The sequence below is a fragment of the Streptomonospora alba genome, from assembly GCF_000826685.1.
Classification (GTDB): domain Bacteria; phylum Actinomycetota; class Actinomycetes; order Streptosporangiales; family Streptosporangiaceae; genus Streptomonospora; species Streptomonospora alba.
In genome coordinates this window covers 20,161-39,445 of record NZ_JROO01000019.1, presented here as the reverse complement: position 1 = coordinate 39,445, position 19,285 = coordinate 20,161, and the positions used below count along the sequence as shown (strand labels likewise).

Here is a 19,285-nt window from a genome sequence, read left to right as displayed (position 1 = left end):
TGCCGATCAGGTCCGGGCCGAATCGTGGCGGTAGCGCCAGATCACCGCCGCCGCCAATACCACGGACCATGCTAGGAGAACGGCACCCGCGAGGACGGGGTTCTGTGCGCCGACCCCCTCACCGGACAGGCCCGACTTGCCCAGTTCCGACAGCCAGTAGCTGGGCGTGACGTAGGAGATGTAGGTGAACCACGTCGGCAGGGACTGGAGGGGGATGAAGATGCCGCCGAAGATGGCCAGCACCAGCATGCCGATGATGGTGATCTGCTGAACGTTCTCCCGGGTGCCCATCTGGCCGATGAACAAGCCGAGCACAGCGAAGGGCAGCCCGCCGATCGAGACGAGCAGGGTGACGAAAAGCCAACCGGTCGGCTCCAGGCGGACGTCCAGGAACAGGGCCCCTACCAACGCGACGACGAAGGGCGGGGGGACCGCGACGGCCATACCCACGGCCGCCTTGCCCAGCAGATAGTGCCCGCTCGTCAAGGGGGTCAGGCGAAGCTGCCGCTGCCATCCCGCCTTGCGCTCGTTGACCACGCGGGTACCGACGAGCATCCCGGAGATCAGCACGCCCCAGGCGGCCATAGCGGGCATCAGCACGGCCGCCGGCTCGTACTGCGCCTTCTCCTCAGGCCACTGGCCCTGGAAGATGATGACTTCGAGAACGTAGAAGGCCGCCGGAAAGCCGAGGACGAACAGGATCGTGCCCGGCTCCCTGAGCACCCTCCGCAGCTCGAGCTTCAGGTAGCCGCCCTTCATGACTCCTCGCCTTCCTGTGCCGTGAGTACGAGGAACGCCTCGTCGAGACCGACCCCGACCACCTCGATGTCCCTGGCCTGAGGAAACCGCGGGAGCATGGCCCGCAGCGTCGTATCGGAGTCGGAGCTGAGGATGGTCGCCTTGGCCATGCGAACGTCGACGTCGACCACGCAGGGCAGCGCCCGCACCGATTCCTCGTCGACGCCGGGGATCGTGGCGGTCAGCGTCCGTCCAGCCGCCAGGGACCGGATCTGCTCGACCGAACCGTCCGCGACGACCCGGCCGCGCCTCAGGAAGACGACCCGGTCGGCGGCCTCCTCGGCCTCCTCCAGGTAGTGCGTAGCGAACATGACCGTCTTGCCCGTCGATGTGAACTCCTTCATCGACGCCCAGAAGTCACGGCGCGTGGCCACGTCCATGCCGGCGGTGGGCTCGTCGAGCAGAAGCAGGTCGGGGTTGGATACCACGGCGATGGCGAAGCGCACCCGCTGCTGCTGCCCGCCGGAGAGCTTGGTGGACCTTCTGCGCGCGAGGTCCTCGATGCCCGCCCGCCGCAGCGCGTCCGAGACTTTCATGGGGGCACTGTGGAGCGAGGCCACCATCCCCACCATCTCCTCCACCGTGGCGTCGTCCAGCAGCGCGCCTTCCTGGAGCATCGCTCCGATCATGCCGTGCTGGATGGCGTCGTACGGCCGGCGGCCGAAGACGCGCACCTCGCCCGAGTCGGGCTTGGTCAGACCTACAAGCATGTCGACGGTGGTGGACTTGCCCGCTCCGTTGGGGCCGAGCAGAGCCACGACTTCTCCCGGAGCGATGCGCAGATCGACGCCGTCGACCGCTCGGACCTCGCCATAGGTTTTGTAGAGGCTCTGTGCGTCCACTGCGGAATGCTCGCCTGGCGGCGGCGTCCCGCTCTCTCCTTGTCCGGACGTCAGTGTTTCATCCATGCCGACAGCATGCAGGAGACGCCCGATCGGCGCCTCGATCGTCTATCACGGGTCGGCCGTGATAGCTGTCACGGCTCCGCAATCCCCTATTCGTCCCCCTAGACTCCCCGGTTCCAACCGGGGAAAAGATACGGGTGGCATACCCGGAAACACCACGCCAGCATGGACGGGATCGCGACCGGCGACCGCGGAGTCCGCCGTCCGCGCCGCGCCGGACCGGACGCCCGCACGGTGGTTCGGCGTGCGGCACGCAACGCCGCCGAAGTTCACCGCGACCCCGGAGGAGACCAGTCATGTCCGAGACCCCCCGCTGCCGCGTCTGCGACGGACCGTTGCGGGAATTCATCGACTTCGGACGCCAACCGCTGTCCAATCGTTTTCCCAGGCCGTATCAAGTCGAGGACGAGTATTTCTTCACGCTCAGCGCCGGGATCTGCGAGTCCTGCACCATGGTTCAGTTGATGCGGGAAGTCCCTCGGGACCGGATGTTCAACGACGAGTACCCGTACCTTTCCTCGGGGTCGGAGGTCATGCGCGAGCATTTCACCGAAATCGCGCAGCGCTTCCTGAGCACCCGCCTGAACCGCAGCGACGCGTTCGCAGTGGAACTCGGCAGCAACGACGGCGTCATGCTGAAGACCCTCGCCGAGGCCGGTGTGCGCCACCTCGGGATCGAGCCCTCCGAAAGCGTCGCCGAGCGGGCCCGCGGCAGGGGCGTGCAGGTCTGGACCGAGTTCTTCGAGGAGTCCACCGCCGAGGCGATCCTCGACGCCGAAGGGCATGCCGACGTCGTCTACGCGGCCAACACGCTGTGCCACATCCCCTACCTCCACTCGGTCCTGGAGGGGATCAAGACCCTTCTCGCTCCGTCGGGGGTGTTCGTCTTCGAGGACCCCTATTTCGCCGACGTGGTCCGCCACACCGCCTTCGACCAGATCTACGACGAGCACTACTACCTCTTCACCGCGCGCTCGGTGCAGGCCGCGGCGGCCCGCTACGGGCTTGAGCTCGTCGACGTGGAGCGGCTCCCGGTGCACGGGGGCGAGGTGCGCTACACGCTCGCCCACGCCGGTGCCCACACGGCCGCCCCCGGCGTCGCCGAGCTGATCTCTGAGGAGGATGCGCTGGGTCTGTCCCGGCGCGAGACGCTGGACGCGTTCGCCACCAAGGTCGCCGCTGTTCGCGACGACCTGGTCCGGCTACTGACGCGACTGAACGAGCAGGGCAAGCGCGTGGCCGCCTACGGGGCAACCGCCAAGAGCGCGACCGTGGCGAACTACTGCGGGCTCGGCCCCGACCTGGTGGAGTTCGTCTGCGACACCACCGAGGCCAAGCAGGGGCGGCTCACTCCCGGCTCGCACATCCCGGTGCGGCCCGCCGAGGCGTTCCACACCGACGTCCCCGACTACGCGCTGCTCTTCGCCTGGAACCATGCCGAGGAGATCATGGCCAAGGAGCAGGAGTTCCGCGACGCCGGCGGCGCGTGGATCCGCTACATCCCCGATGTGAACGTCCTGTGAGGGCGCCGGAGGCCGACCGGATCGCCCGCTCGACGCGCACCGGTCCGGACGGTTCCGTCAGCCTGTCCCGCTTCCGCACGTGGTTCGCCGCGCGCGTCCGCGAGCGGAAGGCGCGGGTGACACGCGCACCGCTCCACGCGCTCAGCGGTTGGGCGGCCGATCCCGAGACCGGCGACATCGGCCATGCAAGCGGCGGGTTCTTCACCGTGTGCGGGCTCGGCGCGCACCACCCGCAGGGCCCGACGGAGCGCTGGTCCCAGCCGATAATCGAGCAGCCCGAGATCGGGATACTCGGCATTCTCGCCAAGGAGTTCGACGGGGTGCTGCATCTTCTGATGCAGGCCAAGACGGAGCCGGGCAACGTCGACGGCGCCCAGCTGTCCCCGACCGTGCAAGCCACCCGGAGCAACTACACGGGCGTGCACCGCGGCAAAGCGGTCCCGTACCTGGAGTACTTCCTGGACCCGCCGGCGGAGCGGATCATCGCGGACTCGCTGCAATCGGAGCAGGGATCGTGGTTCCTGCGCAAGCACAACCGCAACATGGTCGTCGAGGCGCCCGACGAGCCGGTGCCTGTTCTGGAGGACTTCTGCTGGCTGACGCTGGGCCAGGTGTACGAGCTGCTCGGCGAGGACGACGTGGTGAACATGGACGCCAGGACGGTGCTTTCCTGCCTGCCGCTGGGCGGAGGGGGAGACCCCGACCGGGGAGCGCGGCATTCGATGACCGAGGTACTGAGCAGGATCACCGAAGCCCGCGCCCGCACCGGGTTGTCAGCGGCGCGCATCCCCCTGGCCTCGGTCGAGCGGTGGCACCGGACCGACTCGGGTGCGATCCGGCATGAGAGCGGCCGCTTCTTCAACGTCATCGGCGTCGACGTCGCCACCTCGGGGCGGGAGGTCCGCCAATGGTCCCAGCCGATGATCGAACCGTGCGGCCCTGGCCTGGCGGCTCTGGCGGTCAAGGACATCGGAGATACCCCGCACGCCCTGCTGCGCCTGCGCGCCGAACCGGGCTTCCGCGAAGGGGTCGAGCTCGGACCGACGCTGCAGTGCACGCCGGAGAACTACCGGGACGGGGTCCTACGCCCGCCGCGGTTCCTGGATCGGGTGGCGGCGGCCGAGCCCGGGCGCATCCGCTTCGACGCCGTCCAGTCCGAGGAGGGAGGGCGCTTCTACCACGCGCGCACCCGCAACGTGGTCCTCGATGCGGCGGTGCTGGACGCCCCCGACGACGACCCCGACTACCTCTGGCTGTCGTATCCCCAGATCTCCTGCCTGCTGGACCACAGCCACTACTTCAACGTCCAGGCGCGCAGTCTGGTCGCCTGTCTGGGGACCGCGCTGCTGCCGTGATCCCGCCGCCGGGGGCCGCCGCTCCGCGGGATCGGCGGCCCCCGGCGGGGTTTCGCTACGGGCCGCCCTCTCCTGCCCGGACGCAGGCGGTGCTCAGGCCGGCGCCTGTATCGGCTTCCACCATTCCCGGTTCTCCGTGTACCACTGCACGACCTCCTTGAGCCCGTCGGCGAGGCTCGTCCTCGGTTCGTACCCGAGCTCGTCGGAGATCTTCTGATGATCCACGGAATAGCGCTGATCATGGCCCTTGCGGTCGGCCACCTGCTGCACACTGCCCCAGTCCACGCCCATGATGGACAGGATTCTCTCGGTCAACTCGCGATTGGTCAGCTCCGTGCCGCCCCCGATGTTGTAGGTCTCCCCCGCCCGCCCCCGCGCGGCGACCAGGGCCACGCCCCGGCAGTGGTCGCTGACATGCAGCCACTCGCGGACGTTGGAGCCGTCGCCGTAGAGCGGGACCCGGCCCCCCTCAAGCAGGGTCGTGACGAACCGGGGGATCAGCTTCTCCGGGAACTGCCGGGGCCCGTAGTTGTTGGAGCAGCGCGTGATGCAGGCGTCCAGCCCGTAGGTCCGGTGATAGGAGCGCACCATCAGGTCGGACGCTGCTTTCGACGCGGAATAGGGGGAGTTGGGCTCCAGCGCGCTGTCCTCGTTCCAGGAGCCCCGGTCGATCGAGCCGTAGACCTCGTCGGTGGAGACGTGCACGAATCTCCCCACGCCCACCTGGAGTGCGCAGTGCAGGAGGTTCTGCGTCCCCGCGACGTTGGTCCGCACGAACTCGCCCGGTCCGGAGATGGATCGGTCGACATGGGTCTCGGCTGCGAAGTGGACCACGACGTCGGCCCCCTCCATCAGCCGCAGCACCGCCGACCGGTCGCAGATGTCGGTGCGGACCAGCGACACCCGCGGATCGGCCGCCTCCTCCAGCACTCGGGGGTCGCCGGCATAGGTGACCTTGTCGAGGACGATCACCTCCGTCGCCGGCAGTCCGGGATACTCCCCGCCCAGCAGGCCCAATACGAAATGGGATCCGATGAATCCGGCTCCGCCGGTGACCACGATGCGCACCGCCGCCCCCTAACGTGCGACGGCCGAAGCGTGTTCGCCGGCGATGTCCATGACATAGCGGCCGTATTCGGTTCCCGACAGCTGGGCGCCCAGCCGGTAGCACGCTTCGGCGTCGATGAATCCCATCCGCAGTGCGACCTCCTCCAGGCACGCGATCCGTATCCCCTGGCGCTGCTCCATCGTCTGGACGTAGGTGCATGCCTGCAGCAGGGCGTCGTGTGTGCCCGTGTCGAGCCAGGCGAATCCCCGTCCCAGATCCACCAGCCGCGCTTTGCCGTTCTTGAGGTACACGCGGTTCACGTCGGTGATCTCCAGTTCGCCGCGCTCCGAGGGAACGAGATCCCGGGCGATGTCGACCACCTCGCTGTCATAGAAGTAGAGACCGGTGACAGCGCAGTTCGACTTGGGATCCGCCGGCTTCTCCTCCAAGCCGACCAGGCGTTCGTCGGAGTCCCGCACGGCGATTCCGTATCGGGCGGGATCGCTGACCGGATACCCGAAGAGCACACACCCGTCGACGCACTCGGCGTTCTCCTGCAGCACCGACGAGAACACCGGTCCGTGGAATATGTTGTCGCCCAGAATGAGCGCGCACGTGTCGTTCCCGATGTGGTCGGCCCCGATGACGAACGCTTCGGCGAGCCCGTTGGGTTCCGGCTGCTCGGCGTATGAGAGATCGATTCCCAGTCTCGCCCCGTCGCCCAGCAGATCCTTGAACAGCGCAACGTCCCGGGGAGTCGAGATAACAAGGATATCCCGGATTCCGGCAAGCATCAGGACCGACAGGGGATAGTAGATCATCGGTTTGTTGTAGACGGGGAGCAACTGCTTCGAGATTGAGAGCGTGGTCGGGTGCAGCCGCGTTCCCGATCCGCCCGCCAGTATGATCCCTTTCACGATTCCCCCAGAGTGCCTCGCCGACCCCGGACCCCACCGCCCCTGCCTATGGCCGCAGCCGCACTCCTCGCGGCCCGGCCCTCACCGCGTCCACCCGTGCTCTTCGGCGAACCGGCCGACGGCCTCGCGCACCACGGCCACCTGCGCGCCCGTAAGATCGGGCGCCTCTGCCAGCAGGAGCTCGGTGATCTGCCGGCTCAGCTCCTCCTCGGCCAGCCGCGCCGCCGTCCCGCAGTCCTCCTCCGCGGCCGTGCGCGGGGAGTCCGGCACCGACGGCTCCGACCGCGCCGACTCAGCGGAGAGCTGTACGTCGAAGGCCTTCCTGCCGCGGTGGCCGCCGACCGAGTCGAACCGCACCCGCCTGCCCGTGTGCAGCAGCGGCTTGATCTCCTCCTCGAGCGCCGAAGCGTGGATGAAGACGTCCTCGCCGCCGGCGTCCGGCTCGATGAAACCGTAACCGCGCTCCTCGTCGAAACGGACGACTACACCGGTCTCCATACAGCACCGTCCAACCTCTACTGCCCAACAACCAATCAGCGGTAGTGGATGATGGCACGGTCCGACCGGAATCCGGTACCCCTATCCCGACTGCATTCCGCGGACGCACCCTAGGGGCGGCCGACATCTAGGGGCCCTTAACATGAGCGGCCGAGTGGCAAATCTTCCCGGGCCCCCAATAGATTCGCCTGGGCATGAATCGGTTCGTCAAGACTGCAGGGGAGCGTCATGGCCATACGCGTATGGAATTACCTGGATGAGTACGAAGAGGAACGCGCCGACATCCTCGACGCGGTCGAAACCGTTTTCGCGTCCGGGCAGCTGATTCTAGGGCCCAGTGTCCGGGCTTTCGAGGAGGAGTTCGCCGAATACCACGGGCTGCGGCATTGCGCAGGCGTCGACAACGGGACCAACGCGCTCGTGCTCGGGCTCCGGGCGCTGGGCGTAGGCCGGGGCGACGAGGTCGTCACCGTGTCCAACACGGCGGCGCCGACCGTGGTCGCGATCGACCAGATCGGCGCGACGCCGGTGTTCGTGGACGTGCGCGAGTCCGACTACCTGATGGACGCCGACCGGCTCGAAGACGCCATCACCGAACGCACCCGGTGCCTGCTGGTCGTACACCTCTACGGCCAGTGCGCCGACATGGACGCGATCCGCGCCGTGGCCGAGCGCAACGACCTGCCGATCCTGGAGGACTGTGCCCAGGCGCACGGCGCACGGCAAGGGGGGCGGCTAGCCGGCACCTTCGGGACGGCGGCGGCCTTCTCGTTCTATCCGACGAAGGTGCTGGGCGCCTACGGCGACGGCGGGGCGGTGGCAACCTCCGACGATGCGACCGCGGCAGCACTGCGCCGACTGCGCTACTACGGCATGGAAGACCGGTACTACGTCGTCAGCACGCCGGGCCACAACAGCCGCCTGGACGCGGTCCAGGCCGAGATCCTGCGCCGGAAGCTGCCCCGGCTGGACGCCTACGTCGAAGGACGCAGGCGGGTCGCCCGGCACTACGCCGAGGCCCTGGCCGACACCGAGCTCGTGCTTCCGCGCACCGCCGAAGGCAACGAGCACGTGTACTACGTCTACGTCGCCCGGCATCCCCGGCGCGACGAGATTCTCGCGGAGCTCGCGGCCTACGGGATCTCGCTGAACGTCAGCTACCCCTGGCCCGTGCACACGATGTCCGGCTTCGCGCACCTGGGCTACGAAGAGGGAGCGCTGCCGGTCACGGAGCGGCTCGCCGCAGAGATCTTCTCCCTCCCGATGTACCCGTCCCTTCCCGAAGAGCGGCAGGACCTCGTCGTCAAGGCGCTGCGCGACGTCCTGGCCGTCCCCTGACGTTTCCGAGACAGGGAGCATGATGCGTGTTCTATTCGCTACCGTCGGCGAACCGTCCCATCTGTATGCCCAGGTCCCGCTGGCATGGGCGCTGATCGCGGCCGGACACGACGTGCGGGTCGCCAGCGGCCCGTCGATGGCCGAAACGATCGCCTCGGCCGGCCTGCCCCCCGTGCCGGTCGGCGAGGACCACGGCATGGACGAGCTGCTGCAGTCCGCCGAGGACGAGTTGGGATCCATCGAGAACGAGATCGCCGACTGGAGCGACCCGTTCGACCAGCGACTGAGCTGGGAAGAAGTCCTGCTCAAGTACCAGGCCTCCGTGCCCTACGGGCTGCTGCCCTACAACGCCCCGATCCTCGAAGGGCTGGTGGAGTACGCCCGCGCATGGCGGCCCGACCTCGTCATCTGGGACCCCATCACCTACGCCGGAGGCGTCGCCGCCCGTGCCGTCGGCGCGGCCCACGCGCGCCTGCTGTGGTCGGTGGACATCTACGCCGCGATGCGCCGGACATGGCGACGGCTCAGCGAGCAGCAACCGCCCGCCGAGCGTCACGACCCCCTCGGCGAGTGGCTCGCGCAGTCCCTCCAGGAGCACGGCTGCGAATTCGACGAGGAGGCCGTGCTCGGCCAGTGGACGATCGACCAGGTGCCCGAAGCGCTGCAGTTCCGGCTGCCCGGCGAACGCCTGCCCATGCGCTATGTGCCCTACCACGATCGCCGCCCCGCACCGGAGTGGGTCTTCGACCGGCCCGAGCGCCCGCGTGTCGCGCTGTCCGGCCGCGGATCGCTCGACGCCAAGCTCAACAACAGCGTCTTTCCCGTGGCGGAAGCGGTGCAAGCCGTCGCCGACCTCGACGTCGAGGTGGTGGCGGTACTGACCGAGAACGAGCGGGACAAGCTCGGCGCCCTGCCCGACAACGTCCGGGTGACGGACTTCGTGCCCTTCCACATGCTCCTGCCGACCTGTTCGGCGGTGGTGCACCACGGCGGGTTCGGCGCGGCCTCGACCGCGGCGCTGTGCGGGGTGCCCCAGCTGCTGCTGCCCATCAGGCACGCGGACGCCTGGGTGCGGGCCGAGCACCTCAGCGGTGCCGGTGCGGGGCTGCATGCGCACGCCGCCTCGGCCACCGCGGAAGGCATCCGGGACCGGGTCTCGCGGCTGCTGGAGGACCCGCACCTCGTCCAGGGGGCGCAGAACCTGCAGCGGCAAATCGCCCAGACCCCTACGCCCCACGGAATCGTGGCGGATCTGGAACGTCTGACCGAGAAGCACCGGGCCCACGGGTGACCCCCGCGGCCACGGCGTCGGCGCGAATGCAAGGAGAGTGATCCGATGCAGGTGATAGGGGTCGGCTTCGGGCGTACGGGCACCTATTCGCTCAAGTCGGCGTTGGAGCATCTCGGCTACGGCCCCTGCGACCACATGTACGAGATCGCCGAACATCCGCCGCGAATCTACCGGTGGCTCGACATCGCCATGGGCCACTCGGCCGACTGGGACGGCCTCTTCGCCGGCTACAACTCGGCTGTCGACTGGCCGACCGCCGCGTACTGGCGCGAGCTCGCCGACCACTACCCCGAGGCGAAGCTGATTCTGACCGTGCGCGATGCGGAACGGTGGTATGAGAGCACGCAGGCCACGGTCTTCAAGCGGAGTCCGCTGACGCGTCCGCTCACCTGGCTCGCGGAGCGGCAAAGCCCCGCCCTGAGGGCCTTCCTGGCGATGGACCGGATGAGCGTGGAGCAGCGCGTCTTCGGCGGCTCCATCCACGACAAGCGGCACATGATCTCCGCATACAAGCAGCACATCGCCGACGTGCAGGCAGAGATCCCGTCGGACCGGCTGCTGACCTACAACGTGGGGGAAGGCTGGGAACCGCTCTGCGAATTCCTCGGGGTCCCCGTGCCCGACGTGCCGTTTCCCAGGAAGAACGAGCGGAGCGGCTTCAGCCGGGAGTCCAACAAGCACATCCAGAAGCTGCTCGCGTCCCGGTGATTCCACGGCGTCCGCGGTCGTCCCGGCCGCGGTAGCGCGGCGGGGCCGCCGGAGGTTCCGGCCGGTGGCACCGGGCGTCCGTGCCCGGGAGCAGGCCGGGGCGGCGCCGCGCCGCGGTCCGGGCTCCGCCCGCGGGACGCGCGGGCAGGCCCCGCCCCGGCCGCCTGCGCCGCCGTCGCGGGCGGGCTGGAGGCGGTATCCCCGCCGTGCCCGAACCGACGGACCGGCGCCGGCCCGCCCAGTCCATCGAGGGCTGCCTGCGCACCCGTCCCAGCGCGCTTCACCACGCGCCGGTGTGAGTCGCGCCGTTCAGCCGCGGGCCTCGACGACCTTGAGATCCCCCGAGGACTGCCTGCTGCGCAGGGACTTCTTGTCGAATTTGCCGACGCTGGTCTTGGGCACCTCGTCGACGAAGGTCCAGAACTCCGGCAGCTGCCAGCGCGCCACCCGGTCCGACAGGAACGCGCGCAGCTCAGCGGCGTCGGCGGCGGCGTCCTCCTTGAGGACGACGGCGACCATGGGCCGCTCGTCCCACTTGGGGTCGGGCACGGCGACGACCGCGGCCTCGGCCACCGCGGGGTGGGCCATGACCGCGTTCTCCAGCTCGACCGAGGAGATCCACTCGCCGCCGGACTTGATGACGTCCTTGGCCCTGTCGGTGAGCTGCAGGAAGCCGTCGGGGGTGAGAGCGCCGACGTCGCCGGTGCGCAGCCAGCCGTCGTGGAACTTCTCCGGGTCTTCGTCGCCGTAGTAGGTGCCGGTCACCCAGGGCCCGCGCACCTCCAGCTCGCCCACGCTGGAGCCGTCGTGGGGCATCGGTGCGCCGTCGGGGCCGATGAGCCTGCCCTGCACCGACGCCGGCAGCCGGCCCTGGCTGAGGCGGTAGGACCAGCGCTCCTCGTCGGTGGCGCCGGCCGGCGGGCGGGCGAAGCTGCCCAGCGGGGAGGTCTCGGTCATGCCCCAGGCGTGCAGCACCGGGACCCCGTAGCGCTCCTCGAAGCGCTGCATCAGCGCGGGCGGGCAGGCGGAGCCGCCCACCACGACGCTGTGCAGCGAGGAGACGTCGCGGGGCGAGGACTCCAGTTCCTCCAGCAGGCCCTGCCAGATGGTGGGGACCGCGGCGGCGACGGTGGGGCGCTCGGCCTGGACCATGTCGGCGAGCGGGCCCGGCTGCAGGAAGCGGTCAGGCAGCAGCATCGAGGCGCCGACCATGAGCGCGGCGAACGGCAGGCCCCAGCCCATGGCGTGGAACATGGGCACGACGGCCAGCGCTGTGTCGCCCTGGCTGACGGCCTTGCCGTCGGTCATGCACACCTGCATGGAGTGCAGGTAGATGGACCGGTGGCTGTAGACCACGCCCTTGGGCGCCCCGGTGGTGCCGGAGGTGTAGCACATGGCGGCGCCCTCGCGCTCGTCGACCTCGGGCCAGGCGAAGTCGTCGGGGCGGCCTGCGATGAGGGACTCATACGAGTGCACGCTGACACCGTCGGCCGCCAGGTCCCCGGTGTCCGCCCCGGTGACGATCACGTGGCGCACGGTCCGCAGCCGCGGAAGGATCGGCGCGAACAGCGGCACCAGGGACGCGTCGACGATGACGACGTGGTCTTCGGCGTGGTCGGCGATGTACGCGACCTGGTCGGCGTGCAGCCGGATGTTGAGCGTGTGCAGCACCGCACCCATGGCCGGGACGGCGAAGTAGGCCTCCAGGTGCTCCTGGTTGTTCCACTGGAACGTGGCCACCCGCTGGTCGCCGGTGACGCCCAGCTCGCGCAGAGCGTGAGCGAGCCGGGAGGCGCGGGCGCCGACCTCGCCGAGGGTGGCGCGGCGCGGTTCGCCGCCGGTCCACGTGGTGATTCGGGTCCGGCCGTGGACCGAGGTGCCGTAGCGGACCAGGTTGCCGATGGACAGCGGGACGTCCTGCATGGTGCTGCGCATTCGCCCTCACCCTTCGCGCTGCGTGGACGTGACTGGTGTCACTGACGCTAGAAGGCGCCGGGCGTGGGGGAAAGCATGCGGGGGACATCGTTACCTAACGTTGTTAGGTTGCGGGTGCCGCCCCGCGGCACCCGGACTCACTCCGCGGCGGCGAGCCTGCGCCGGAACTCGGCCGCGGCGGCGCGGGGGTCCTCGGCTTCGGTGACGGCACGCACGACGACCACGCGGCGGGCTCCGGCCTGGAGCACGCGATCGAGGTTGGCCAGGTCGATGCCGCCGATGGCGAACCACGGGCGGTCCGGGGCCATCGCGGCGGTGCGCTCCACCAACTCCAGCCCCGCGGCCGGGCGGCCCGGCTTGGTGGGGGTGGACCAGGTCGGGCCGACGCAGAAGTAGTCGACGCCCTCCTCATCGGCCGACTCCGCCGCCAGCGCCGCGTCGTTGTTGGAGCGGCCGATCAGCGGATCGGGGCCGACCACGGCGCGTGCGTGGCGCACCGGCAGGTCGTTCTGCCCCAGGTGCAGCACGTCGGCGCCCGCCGCCAGCGCGATGTCGGCGCGGTCGTTGACCGACATCAGCGCGCCGTGCCGTGCGCAGGCCGCACGCACGGTCTCCAGCGCGGCCAACTCCTGGCGGGCCTCCAGTGTCTTGTCGCGCAGCTGGACGATGTCGACGCCCCCGGCCAGCGCGGCGTCGAGGAACTCCGCCAGATCGCCTTGTTCGGCGCGGGCGTCGGTGCACAGGTACAGGCGCGCCCGGTCCAGGCGCTCTCGCAGACTCGCGTTCACCGGGCCAGGGTAACGGGCGCGGCACCCGGCCGATCATCGCGATCGGCCGGGCAGGCGATCAGAAGGCCATGGCCTGGGCGCGGCGGCGGACCTCGGTGCCGCGGTTCTCGTTCAGCGCCTCGATGGGCGCTCCCGGAAGCGAGTCGTCCGGGGTGAACATCCACTGCAGCGCTTCGTCTGTGGTGAATCCGGAGTCGGCGAGGACGGTGAGCGTGCCGGGCAGGCCCTTGACGACGTCGCCCTCGGAGACGAAGGCGGCGGGAATGCAAAGTTCGCCCTTGCGCCGGACGCCCAGCAGCTTGTGGTCGGAGATGAACTGCTTGACGCGGTTGGGGCTGACGTTCAGCTCCTTGGCCGCCTCTTTCAGCGTCATCCATTCGCCGACGAGGGCGTCGGTGTCGCGGTCGTTCTCATTCACGATCCAAATGTCCCACATCCGCCCCGGCGCCAAACGCGTCCGCGTGCGCCGCCTCGCCGCGTATCGCTGTAAGCGTAGCCCTGACCACCGGAGGCCCCGGTCATCGCCCGCCGCGGGGGGTCAGCATCCAAGGCGCGGACATTGCCAAAAAAGGGCGTGGATGTGGTGATTTCCGCGCACTGGATGCCGCGAAACCCGGCATAACGGACATACGGACATATGGGTGCCGGCGGGCGCCGGTTCCGGTGGGCGCGGGCCCGCCCCGTGCGGCCGTCGCTGCCGCTTCTCCTCTCCCAGGACGCCCGCCGCTTGGCAGGCCACAAGGCCGCCCAGCGGAGGTGAGCCGTCTCCCCGGCGACCGGAGACATCGGACTCAATCATCTAGAATGGGAGGCGGACGAGAGATCACCCGCGGGAGCCGGGGCGGGACCCGGCTGAGAGGGAGGCTGACGGCCTCCGACCGCATGAACCTGATCCGGGTCATACCGGCGAAGGAAGTGGCAGCAGGGACGTGTCAGCGACAACCCCTTCCTCACAGTCGCCCGTCGACGTGCTCGTGGTCGGCGGCGGGCTCATCGGCCTGGTCACCGCCTGGCGGGCCGCCCGCGCCGGGCTGAGTGTCACCGTGGTGGCCGAACGGCTCGGCGGGCCCTCCGCCTCGACCGTGGCCGCCGGGATGCTCACCCCCGCCACCGAGGCCTCCTTCGGCGAAGAGGAGCTGATGCGCCTGTGCGTGCGCTCCCGCGACCGCTTCCCCGGGTTCGTCGCCGAGCTTGAGCAGGACAGCGGCGCGTCGGCGGGCTACCGCGCCGAGGGCACGCTGCAGGTCGCCTTCGACGCGGACGACATGGCCCGGCTCGGCCACCTCGGCGACCTGCGCGAGAGTCTCGGGCTCGCCACGCAGCGACTGACCGGTCGCGAATGCCGCCGGCTGGAGCCGATGCTCGCGCCCTCGGTGCGCGGCGGCTATCTGGCTGACGGCGACCACTCGGTCGACCCGCGCGCGCTGCTGCAGGCGCTGCGTGCGGCCGCCGAGCGCCGCGGGACCGTGGGCGTGCGCGACAGGGTCCACAGGCTCGTCGTCGAAGACGGGCGCGCCCGCGGCGTCGTGCTCGATTCCGGCGGCGAGATCACCGCCGGGCAGGTGGTGCTCGCCGCCGGCGTGGACACCCCCTCGATCGCGGGCATCCCCGAAGGCGTCGTGCCGCCGCTGCGCCCCGTCAAGGGCCAGCTGCTGCGCCTGCGCACGCCCGAGGGCGAGCCGCCCCTCGTCACCCGCACCGTGCGGGGCCTGGTCAAGGGATCGCCCGTCTACCTGGTGCCGCGCGACAGCGGCGAGATCGTGCTGGGGGCGACCCAGGAGGAGCAGGGCTTCGACACCCGGCTGACCGCCGGCGGGCTGTGGGAGGTGCTGCGCGACGCCCACGCACTCGTGCCCGGCGTCAGTGAGCTGGAAGTCGCCGAGACCTGTGTAGGGCTGCGCCCCGGCTCCCCCGACAACGAGCCGCTGCTGGGCCCGACCGCGGTGCCCGGCCTGCACCTGGCCGCCGGGCATTTCCGCCACGGCGTGCTGCTCACCCCGGTCACCGGCGACGCCATGGCCCGGGCGCTGACCACCGGCGCGCTCCCCGACTACGCGCGCCGGTTCGCCGCCACCCGCGTCACCGGCGGTCGTGCCGCCGTCGCGGACGGCGGCCCCATCGAGGGAGGCGATCAGTGGACGTGATCATCAACGGCGAGCGCCGTGCGGTGGCACCGCGGACGACGGTGGAGGAGGTCGTGCGCTCGCTGACGCAGGAGCCCGGCGGCGTCGCCGTCGCGCTCAACGACGAGGTCGTGCCCAAGGCCGGTTGGGCCACCACCGAGGTCGGCGAGAACGACAGCATCGACGTACTCACCGCGGTCCAAGGAGGCTGACGCGCACCGGCCCGCGAGCGGTATCGACTGAGGAGCCATGATGACCCACACGCACACCCGGGCGGGCGCTGAGCCCGCCGCCGACCGGGTCGGCGCCCCGCGCCGACCCGCTGCTCAGCGGCCCGGCGCGCAGGCCGGCGAGGACCCCCTGGTGATCGCCGGGTGCTCGTTCACCTCCCGGCTGATCACCGGCACCGGCGGCGCTCCGTCGCTGCGCGTCCTGGAGGACGCGCTGGCCGCCTCGGAAACCGAGCTGACCACCGTCGCGCTGCGCCGCGTCTCCCCCGACGCCGAGGGCTCGGTGTGGGACGTGCTGCACCGCAACGGCATCCGGCCGCTGCCCAACACGGCGGGGTGCTTCACCGCGGGCGACGCGCTGCGCACCGCGCGCCTGGCCCGTGAGGCGCTGGAGACCGACTGGATCAAGCTCGAGGTCGTCGCCGACGAGCGCACACTGCTGCCCGACCCGGTCGAACTGCTCGACGCGGCCGAGCGCCTGGTCGACGAGGGTTTCACCGTCCTGCCCTACACCAACGACGACCCCGTCTTGGCGCGGCGCCTGGAACAGGTGGGCTGTGCCGCGGTCATGCCGCTGGGCGCCCCCATCGGCTCGGGACTGGGGATCCGCAACCCCCACAACATCGAGCTGATCGTGGAGCAGGCGGAGGTGCCGGTGGTCATCGACGCCGGCATCGGCACCGCGAGCGAGGCCGCACTGGCCATGGAGTTGGGCTGCGACGCGGTGATGCTGGCCACAGCCGTCACCCGCGCCCAGGATCCGGTGCTGATGGCGGGGGCCATGCGCGACGCCGTCAACGCCGGCCGCGCCGCCCGCCGCGCCGGGCGGATCCCGGTGCGGCGCTACGCCCAGGCGTCCTCCCCGGCGGTGGACTGAAGAAACCGGTCCTCCCTGCGCCGGGTCCCTGCACCGACCGGTGCAGGGGCCCGGCGGCATGGGTAGGCAACGTCACCTCGGCCGGTGTATCGCCCCAGGCCAGGGGCTTATACACCGGCCATCCGCGTCCAAGTGCCCCGCTGGCGCCGCCCGCGGACACCGGACGCCTTACACTCCCGGGTGTGGACATGACGACTGCCGACCCTCTGGTGGGCACGACACTCGATCAGCGCTACCACGTCGAGGCGCGGGTGGCCAGCGGCGGCATGGCCACTGTCTACGTCGCACGCGATCTCCGGTTGGACCGGCGCCTGGCCTGCAAGGTGATGCACGCCTCGCTGGCCGAGGACCCCTCGTTCGTGCGCCGGTTCATCAACGAGGCGCACTCGGTGGCGAAGCTCTCCCACCCCAACGTGGTGCAGGTCTACGACCAGGGCGCCGACCTGGGCCACGTGTACCTGGCCATGGAGTACGTGCCGGGCAAGACGCTGCGCGACATGCTCAACGAGCGCGGCCGCCTGGCTCCGGCCGACGCGCTGGGGGTGATCTCGCCGGTGCTGGCGGCGTTGGGCGCCGCCCACCAGGCCGGGCTCGTCCACCGCGACGTCAAACCCGAGAACGTGCTGCTGACCGAGGACGGCCGGGTCAAGGTCGCCGACTTCGGCCTCGCGCGGGCGGTGGAGTCCTCACAGCAGGGCAACACGCGCACCGGTGCCGTCATGGGCACCGCCGCCTACCTGGCGCCCGAGCAGATCGAGCAGGGTGCCGCCGACGCGCGCACCGACGTCTACGCGGCCGGCATCATGCTCTACGAGCTGCTGACCGGCTCCCAGCCGCACACCGGCGACACCCCCATCGCCATCGCCTACCAGCACGTCAACGAGGACGTGCCGCGCCCCTCGCGCACCGTGGCGGGCGTGCCGCCGCAGGTCGACACGCTGGTCACCCGCGCCACCGAACGCGATCCCAGCTACCGGCTGGGCGACGCCGGCCAGTACCTCGCGGCGGTGCTGAACGCCAAGGCGGCGCTACCCGCCGGCGCCGATGCGGCCGCCGGAACCGGCGACCGGGCGACGAACGCCCTGCCCGCCTCCAGCGGGGACAACAGCACCCTCGTGGTCGAAACCGGCGGGCTGGGCGATTCGGAGCCGCCGGATCCGCCGCGCGGCAGGCGCCGCGGTCTGGACCGCCGCAGCTACCCGATGATCCTGGTCGCCGGTGTGCTCGCCGTGGCGCTGCTGGGGTTCGGCTGGTGGTTCCTGCTGGGCCGCTACGAACCCGTGCCCGACGTCGTCGGCATGCAGGAGCAGGGCGCCCGCGCGGTTCTGGGCAGTGTTCCCGTGCAGATCGAGGTGAGCGAGGAGCGCGTCTACTCCGAGGAGGAGCCCGGCGCCATCGCCGAGGTCGAGCCCGCCGTGGGCGAGCGCGTCCTGCCCGGCGACACGGTGACGGTCTCCTTGTCCAAGGGGCCCCTGCACGTGGACATGCCCGACCTGGTGGGCCAACAGGCCGGCGACGCCCGATCGGCGCTGGAGGACGACGGTTTCGCCGATGTCGTCGAGGAGGAGACCTCCTCCCAGGACCAGCCCGCCGGGACGGTGATCAGCACCGACCCCGAGCCGGGTGCCGAGGCCGACCGGGAGGCGCCAGTCACGCTCACCGTCAGCGCGGGCTTCGACGTCCCCGACGTCGAGGGGATGCAGCAGGACCAGGCGCAGAGCAAGCTGCAGGAGGCCGGACTCCAGGTCTCGGTCGCCGAGGAGGCCAGCGAGGACGTGCCGGAGGGCGAGGTGGTCTCTCAGGACCCCGCGGCCGGCGAGACCGTCAGCTCCGGCGAGACGGTCACGATCACCGTCTCCTCGGGTCCCGACGAGATCGAGATCCCGGATGTGAGCGGATGGAAGGTCGACGACGCCAAGAAGCGCCTGGAGGAACTGGGCTTCAAGGTGAAGGTCACCCGCGTCCTCGGGGGCGACAACGTGACCCGCTACAGCCCGCAGGGCTCGGCCGAGGAGGGCACGGAGATCGAGCTGATCGCCAGCCCGTTCGGAGGCGGCGGCGGTGACGGCGAAGACGGCGGCGGCAACGGTGGAAACGGCAATGGCAACGGAAACGGCAACGGCGGCGACGACTGAGACGCCGACTCGGCTCGGCTCCCTGCCACCCCTCCGACGCGGCGGTGTTCGCTAGGGTCGCCTCATGGCAGACCAGTCCCCGATCCGCGTCATGGTCGTCGACGACCACCCGATGTGGCGCGATGCTGTGGCGCGCGACCTCGCCGAGGCCGGCCTGGATGTGGTGGCCACCGCGGGCGAGGGCGCCAAGGCGGTGCGCGTCGCCCCGGCGGTGCGCCCCACAGTGGCCGTGATCGACCTCCAACTGCCCGACATCGGGGGTGTGGAGGTGACCCGCCGGCTGCTGGAGGGCGCCGAGCCGCCACGGGTGCTGGTGCTGTCGGCCAGCGGCGAGCAGGCCGACGTGCTGGAGGCGGTCAAGGCCGGCGCCACCGGCTACCTGGTCAAGTCGGCCCGGCGCGAGGAGCTGCTTGAGGCGGTGCGCCTGGTGCACGCCGGCGAGGCGGTCTACACGCCCGGGCTGGCCGGGCTGGTGCTGGGCGAGTACCGGCGGATGGCCGCCGCTCCCGACCACGTCGGCGAGGCGGACGCACCGTCGCTGACACCGCGCGAGACCGAGGTGCTGCGGCTCGTGGCCAAGGGCCTGGGCTACAAGCAGATCGCCGAGCGGCTGTCGGTCTCCCACCGCACCGTGCAGAACCACGTGCAGAACACGCTGAGCAAGCTGCACCTGCACAACCGGGTCGAGCTGGCGCGCTACGCCATCGACCGGGGCCTCGACGAGGAGTAGCACGCCGGGCCGCCCCTTCGCATCCGCCTGTGCCACCGCAGGCGTCCGCCTGCAGCCCGCCCCTCCGCGGCCGCGCCGTCGTGCGG

18 protein-coding genes and 1 riboswitch are annotated in these 19,285 nt (G+C 70.6%); of the genes, 10 read left to right on the top strand and 8 right to left on the bottom strand.

The genetic code is table 11. The features are described 5' to 3' along the window. Window positions 1-6 precede the first annotated feature (6 nt). Together LP52_RS11170 and LP52_RS11165 are read right to left on the bottom strand one after the other, a co-directional pair. Window positions 7-759, bottom strand: coding sequence for an ABC transporter permease (locus tag LP52_RS11170; protein ID WP_040273066.1), 753 nt, complete (start codon window positions 757-759; stop codon window positions 7-9). Beyond that, on the bottom strand, window positions 756-1,640 hold the full coding sequence (locus LP52_RS11165) for an ABC transporter ATP-binding protein (protein WP_040273065.1): 885 nt from the start codon (window positions 1,638-1,640) through the stop codon (window positions 756-758). Before LP52_RS11165 ends, LP52_RS11170 begins: the two co-directional genes overlap by 4 nt. 359 nt (window positions 1,641-1,999) lie before the next feature. Between LP52_RS11165 and LP52_RS11160 the strand changes: the two genes are divergently transcribed. Both LP52_RS11160 and LP52_RS11155 read left to right on the top strand, forming a co-directional pair. After that, window positions 2,000-3,226: a class I SAM-dependent methyltransferase gene (locus LP52_RS11160; RefSeq protein WP_040273063.1), complete on the top strand. Its 1,227-nt coding sequence runs from the start codon at window positions 2,000-2,002 to the stop codon at window positions 3,224-3,226. After that, entirely contained in the window at window positions 3,223-4,581 is a 1,359-nt protein-coding gene (locus LP52_RS11155; protein ID WP_238580850.1) for an NDP-hexose 2,3-dehydratase family protein, read from the top strand. The genes LP52_RS11160 and LP52_RS11155 overlap by 4 nt, the downstream gene beginning before the upstream one ends. Window positions 4,582-4,674: 93 nt before the next feature. On the opposite strand, the gene rfbB is transcribed toward LP52_RS11155, so the two are convergent. From rfbB to LP52_RS11140, 3 genes are all read right to left on the bottom strand, one after another. Beyond that, window positions 4,675-5,649 carry a dTDP-glucose 4,6-dehydratase gene (rfbB, locus tag LP52_RS11150; RefSeq protein WP_040273062.1) on the bottom strand — a complete coding sequence of 325 codons (975 nt, stop codon included), beginning with the start codon at window positions 5,647-5,649 and terminating at the stop codon, window positions 4,675-4,677. A gap of 9 nt (window positions 5,650-5,658) precedes the next feature. Next, on the bottom strand, window positions 5,659-6,546 hold the full coding sequence (rfbA, locus tag LP52_RS11145; RefSeq protein ID WP_040273060.1) for a glucose-1-phosphate thymidylyltransferase RfbA: 888 nt from the start codon (window positions 6,544-6,546) through the stop codon (window positions 5,659-5,661). 81 nt (window positions 6,547-6,627) lie between these two features. Continuing rightward, window positions 6,628-7,044 carry a cold-shock protein gene (locus LP52_RS11140; protein WP_040273058.1) on the bottom strand — a complete coding sequence of 139 codons (417 nt, stop codon included), beginning with the start codon at window positions 7,042-7,044 and terminating at the stop codon, window positions 6,628-6,630. 228 nt (window positions 7,045-7,272) lie between these two features. Between LP52_RS11140 and LP52_RS11135 the strand changes: the two genes are divergently transcribed. From LP52_RS11135 to LP52_RS11125, 3 genes are read left to right on the top strand one after another with little or no spacing between them, the layout of a single operon-like run. Continuing rightward, window positions 7,273-8,382: a DegT/DnrJ/EryC1/StrS family aminotransferase gene (locus tag LP52_RS11135; RefSeq protein ID WP_040273057.1), complete on the top strand. Its 1,110-nt coding sequence runs from the start codon at window positions 7,273-7,275 to the stop codon at window positions 8,380-8,382. A 19-nt stretch (window positions 8,383-8,401) separates the two neighbouring features. Beyond that, window positions 8,402-9,673 (top strand): activator-dependent family glycosyltransferase, encoded by a 1,272-nt coding sequence (locus LP52_RS11130; protein ID WP_084723116.1) that lies wholly within the window; start codon window positions 8,402-8,404, stop codon window positions 9,671-9,673. 45 nt (window positions 9,674-9,718) lie between these two features. After that, window positions 9,719-10,381 carry a sulfotransferase family protein gene (locus LP52_RS11125; RefSeq protein WP_040273053.1) on the top strand — a complete coding sequence of 221 codons (663 nt, stop codon included), beginning with the start codon at window positions 9,719-9,721 and terminating at the stop codon, window positions 10,379-10,381. Window positions 10,382-10,690: 309 nt separating this feature from the next. Here the strand turns inward: LP52_RS11125 and LP52_RS11120 are convergent, their stop codons facing one another. From LP52_RS11120 to LP52_RS11110, 3 genes are all read right to left on the bottom strand, one after another. Then, window positions 10,691-12,316 carry a long-chain fatty acid--CoA ligase gene (locus LP52_RS11120; RefSeq protein ID WP_040273052.1) on the bottom strand — a complete coding sequence of 542 codons (1,626 nt, stop codon included), beginning with the start codon at window positions 12,314-12,316 and terminating at the stop codon, window positions 10,691-10,693. A 137-nt stretch (window positions 12,317-12,453) separates the two neighbouring features. After that, entirely contained in the window at window positions 12,454-13,104 is a 651-nt protein-coding gene (gene thiE, locus LP52_RS11115; RefSeq protein WP_040273050.1) for a thiamine phosphate synthase, read from the bottom strand. 58 nt (window positions 13,105-13,162) lie between these two features. Next, window positions 13,163-13,540, bottom strand: a complete 378-nt coding sequence (locus LP52_RS11110) for an Rv2175c family DNA-binding protein (RefSeq protein WP_394298199.1) — start codon at window positions 13,538-13,540, stop codon at window positions 13,163-13,165. 383 nt (window positions 13,541-13,923) lie between these two features. After that, window positions 13,924-14,037: riboswitch (TPP riboswitch) on the top strand. Between LP52_RS11110 and thiO the strand changes: the two genes are divergently transcribed. The 5 genes from thiO (at window position 14,034) to LP52_RS11085 (ending at window position 19,199) form a co-directional block, all read left to right on the top strand. Next, window positions 14,034-15,248: a glycine oxidase ThiO gene (gene thiO, locus LP52_RS11105; protein WP_052809720.1), complete on the top strand. Its 1,215-nt coding sequence runs from the start codon at window positions 14,034-14,036 to the stop codon at window positions 15,246-15,248. (Overlaps the previous riboswitch by 4 nt.) Beyond that, window positions 15,239-15,439, top strand: coding sequence for a sulfur carrier protein ThiS (thiS, locus tag LP52_RS11100; RefSeq protein WP_040273048.1), 201 nt, complete (start codon window positions 15,239-15,241; stop codon window positions 15,437-15,439). The genes thiO and thiS overlap by 10 nt, the downstream gene beginning before the upstream one ends. Window positions 15,440-15,476: 37 nt before the next feature. Continuing rightward, window positions 15,477-16,334, top strand: coding sequence for a thiazole synthase (locus tag LP52_RS11095; RefSeq protein ID WP_238580849.1), 858 nt, complete (start codon window positions 15,477-15,479; stop codon window positions 16,332-16,334). Window positions 16,335-16,516: 182 nt separating this feature from the next. Next, window positions 16,517-18,469, top strand: coding sequence for a Stk1 family PASTA domain-containing Ser/Thr kinase (gene pknB, locus LP52_RS11090; protein ID WP_040273046.1), 1,953 nt, complete (start codon window positions 16,517-16,519; stop codon window positions 18,467-18,469). A 64-nt stretch (window positions 18,470-18,533) separates the two neighbouring features. After that, window positions 18,534-19,199: a response regulator gene (locus LP52_RS11085; protein WP_040273045.1), complete on the top strand. Its 666-nt coding sequence runs from the start codon at window positions 18,534-18,536 to the stop codon at window positions 19,197-19,199. The last annotated feature ends 86 nt before the right edge of the window (window positions 19,200-19,285 follow it).

Bases quoted from the DNA above. Each gene is read 5' to 3' on its own strand.
- LP52_RS11120 (WP_040273052.1), bottom strand. From the start codon at position 12,316: ATGCGCAGCACCATGCAGGACGTCCCGCTGTCCATCGGCAACCTGGTC.
- LP52_RS11095 (WP_238580849.1), top strand. From the start codon at position 15,477: ATGATGACCCACACGCACACCCGGGCGGGCGCTGAGCCCGCCGCCGAC.
- LP52_RS11110 (WP_394298199.1), bottom strand. From the start codon at position 13,540: ATGTGGGACATTTGGATCGTGAATGAGAACGACCGCGACACCGACGCC.
- LP52_RS11085 (WP_040273045.1), top strand. From the start codon at position 18,534: ATGGCAGACCAGTCCCCGATCCGCGTCATGGTCGTCGACGACCACCCG.
- LP52_RS11125 (WP_040273053.1), top strand. From the start codon at position 9,719: ATGCAGGTGATAGGGGTCGGCTTCGGGCGTACGGGCACCTATTCGCTC.
- LP52_RS11130 (WP_084723116.1), top strand. From the start codon at position 8,402: ATGATGCGTGTTCTATTCGCTACCGTCGGCGAACCGTCCCATCTGTAT.
- LP52_RS11160 (WP_040273063.1), top strand. From the start codon at position 2,000: ATGTCCGAGACCCCCCGCTGCCGCGTCTGCGACGGACCGTTGCGGGAA.
- LP52_RS11170 (WP_040273066.1), bottom strand. From the start codon at position 759: ATGAAGGGCGGCTACCTGAAGCTCGAGCTGCGGAGGGTGCTCAGGGAG.
- LP52_RS11140 (WP_040273058.1), bottom strand. From the start codon at position 7,044: ATGGAGACCGGTGTAGTCGTCCGTTTCGACGAGGAGCGCGGTTACGGT.
- LP52_RS11135 (WP_040273057.1), top strand. From the start codon at position 7,273: ATGGCCATACGCGTATGGAATTACCTGGATGAGTACGAAGAGGAACGC.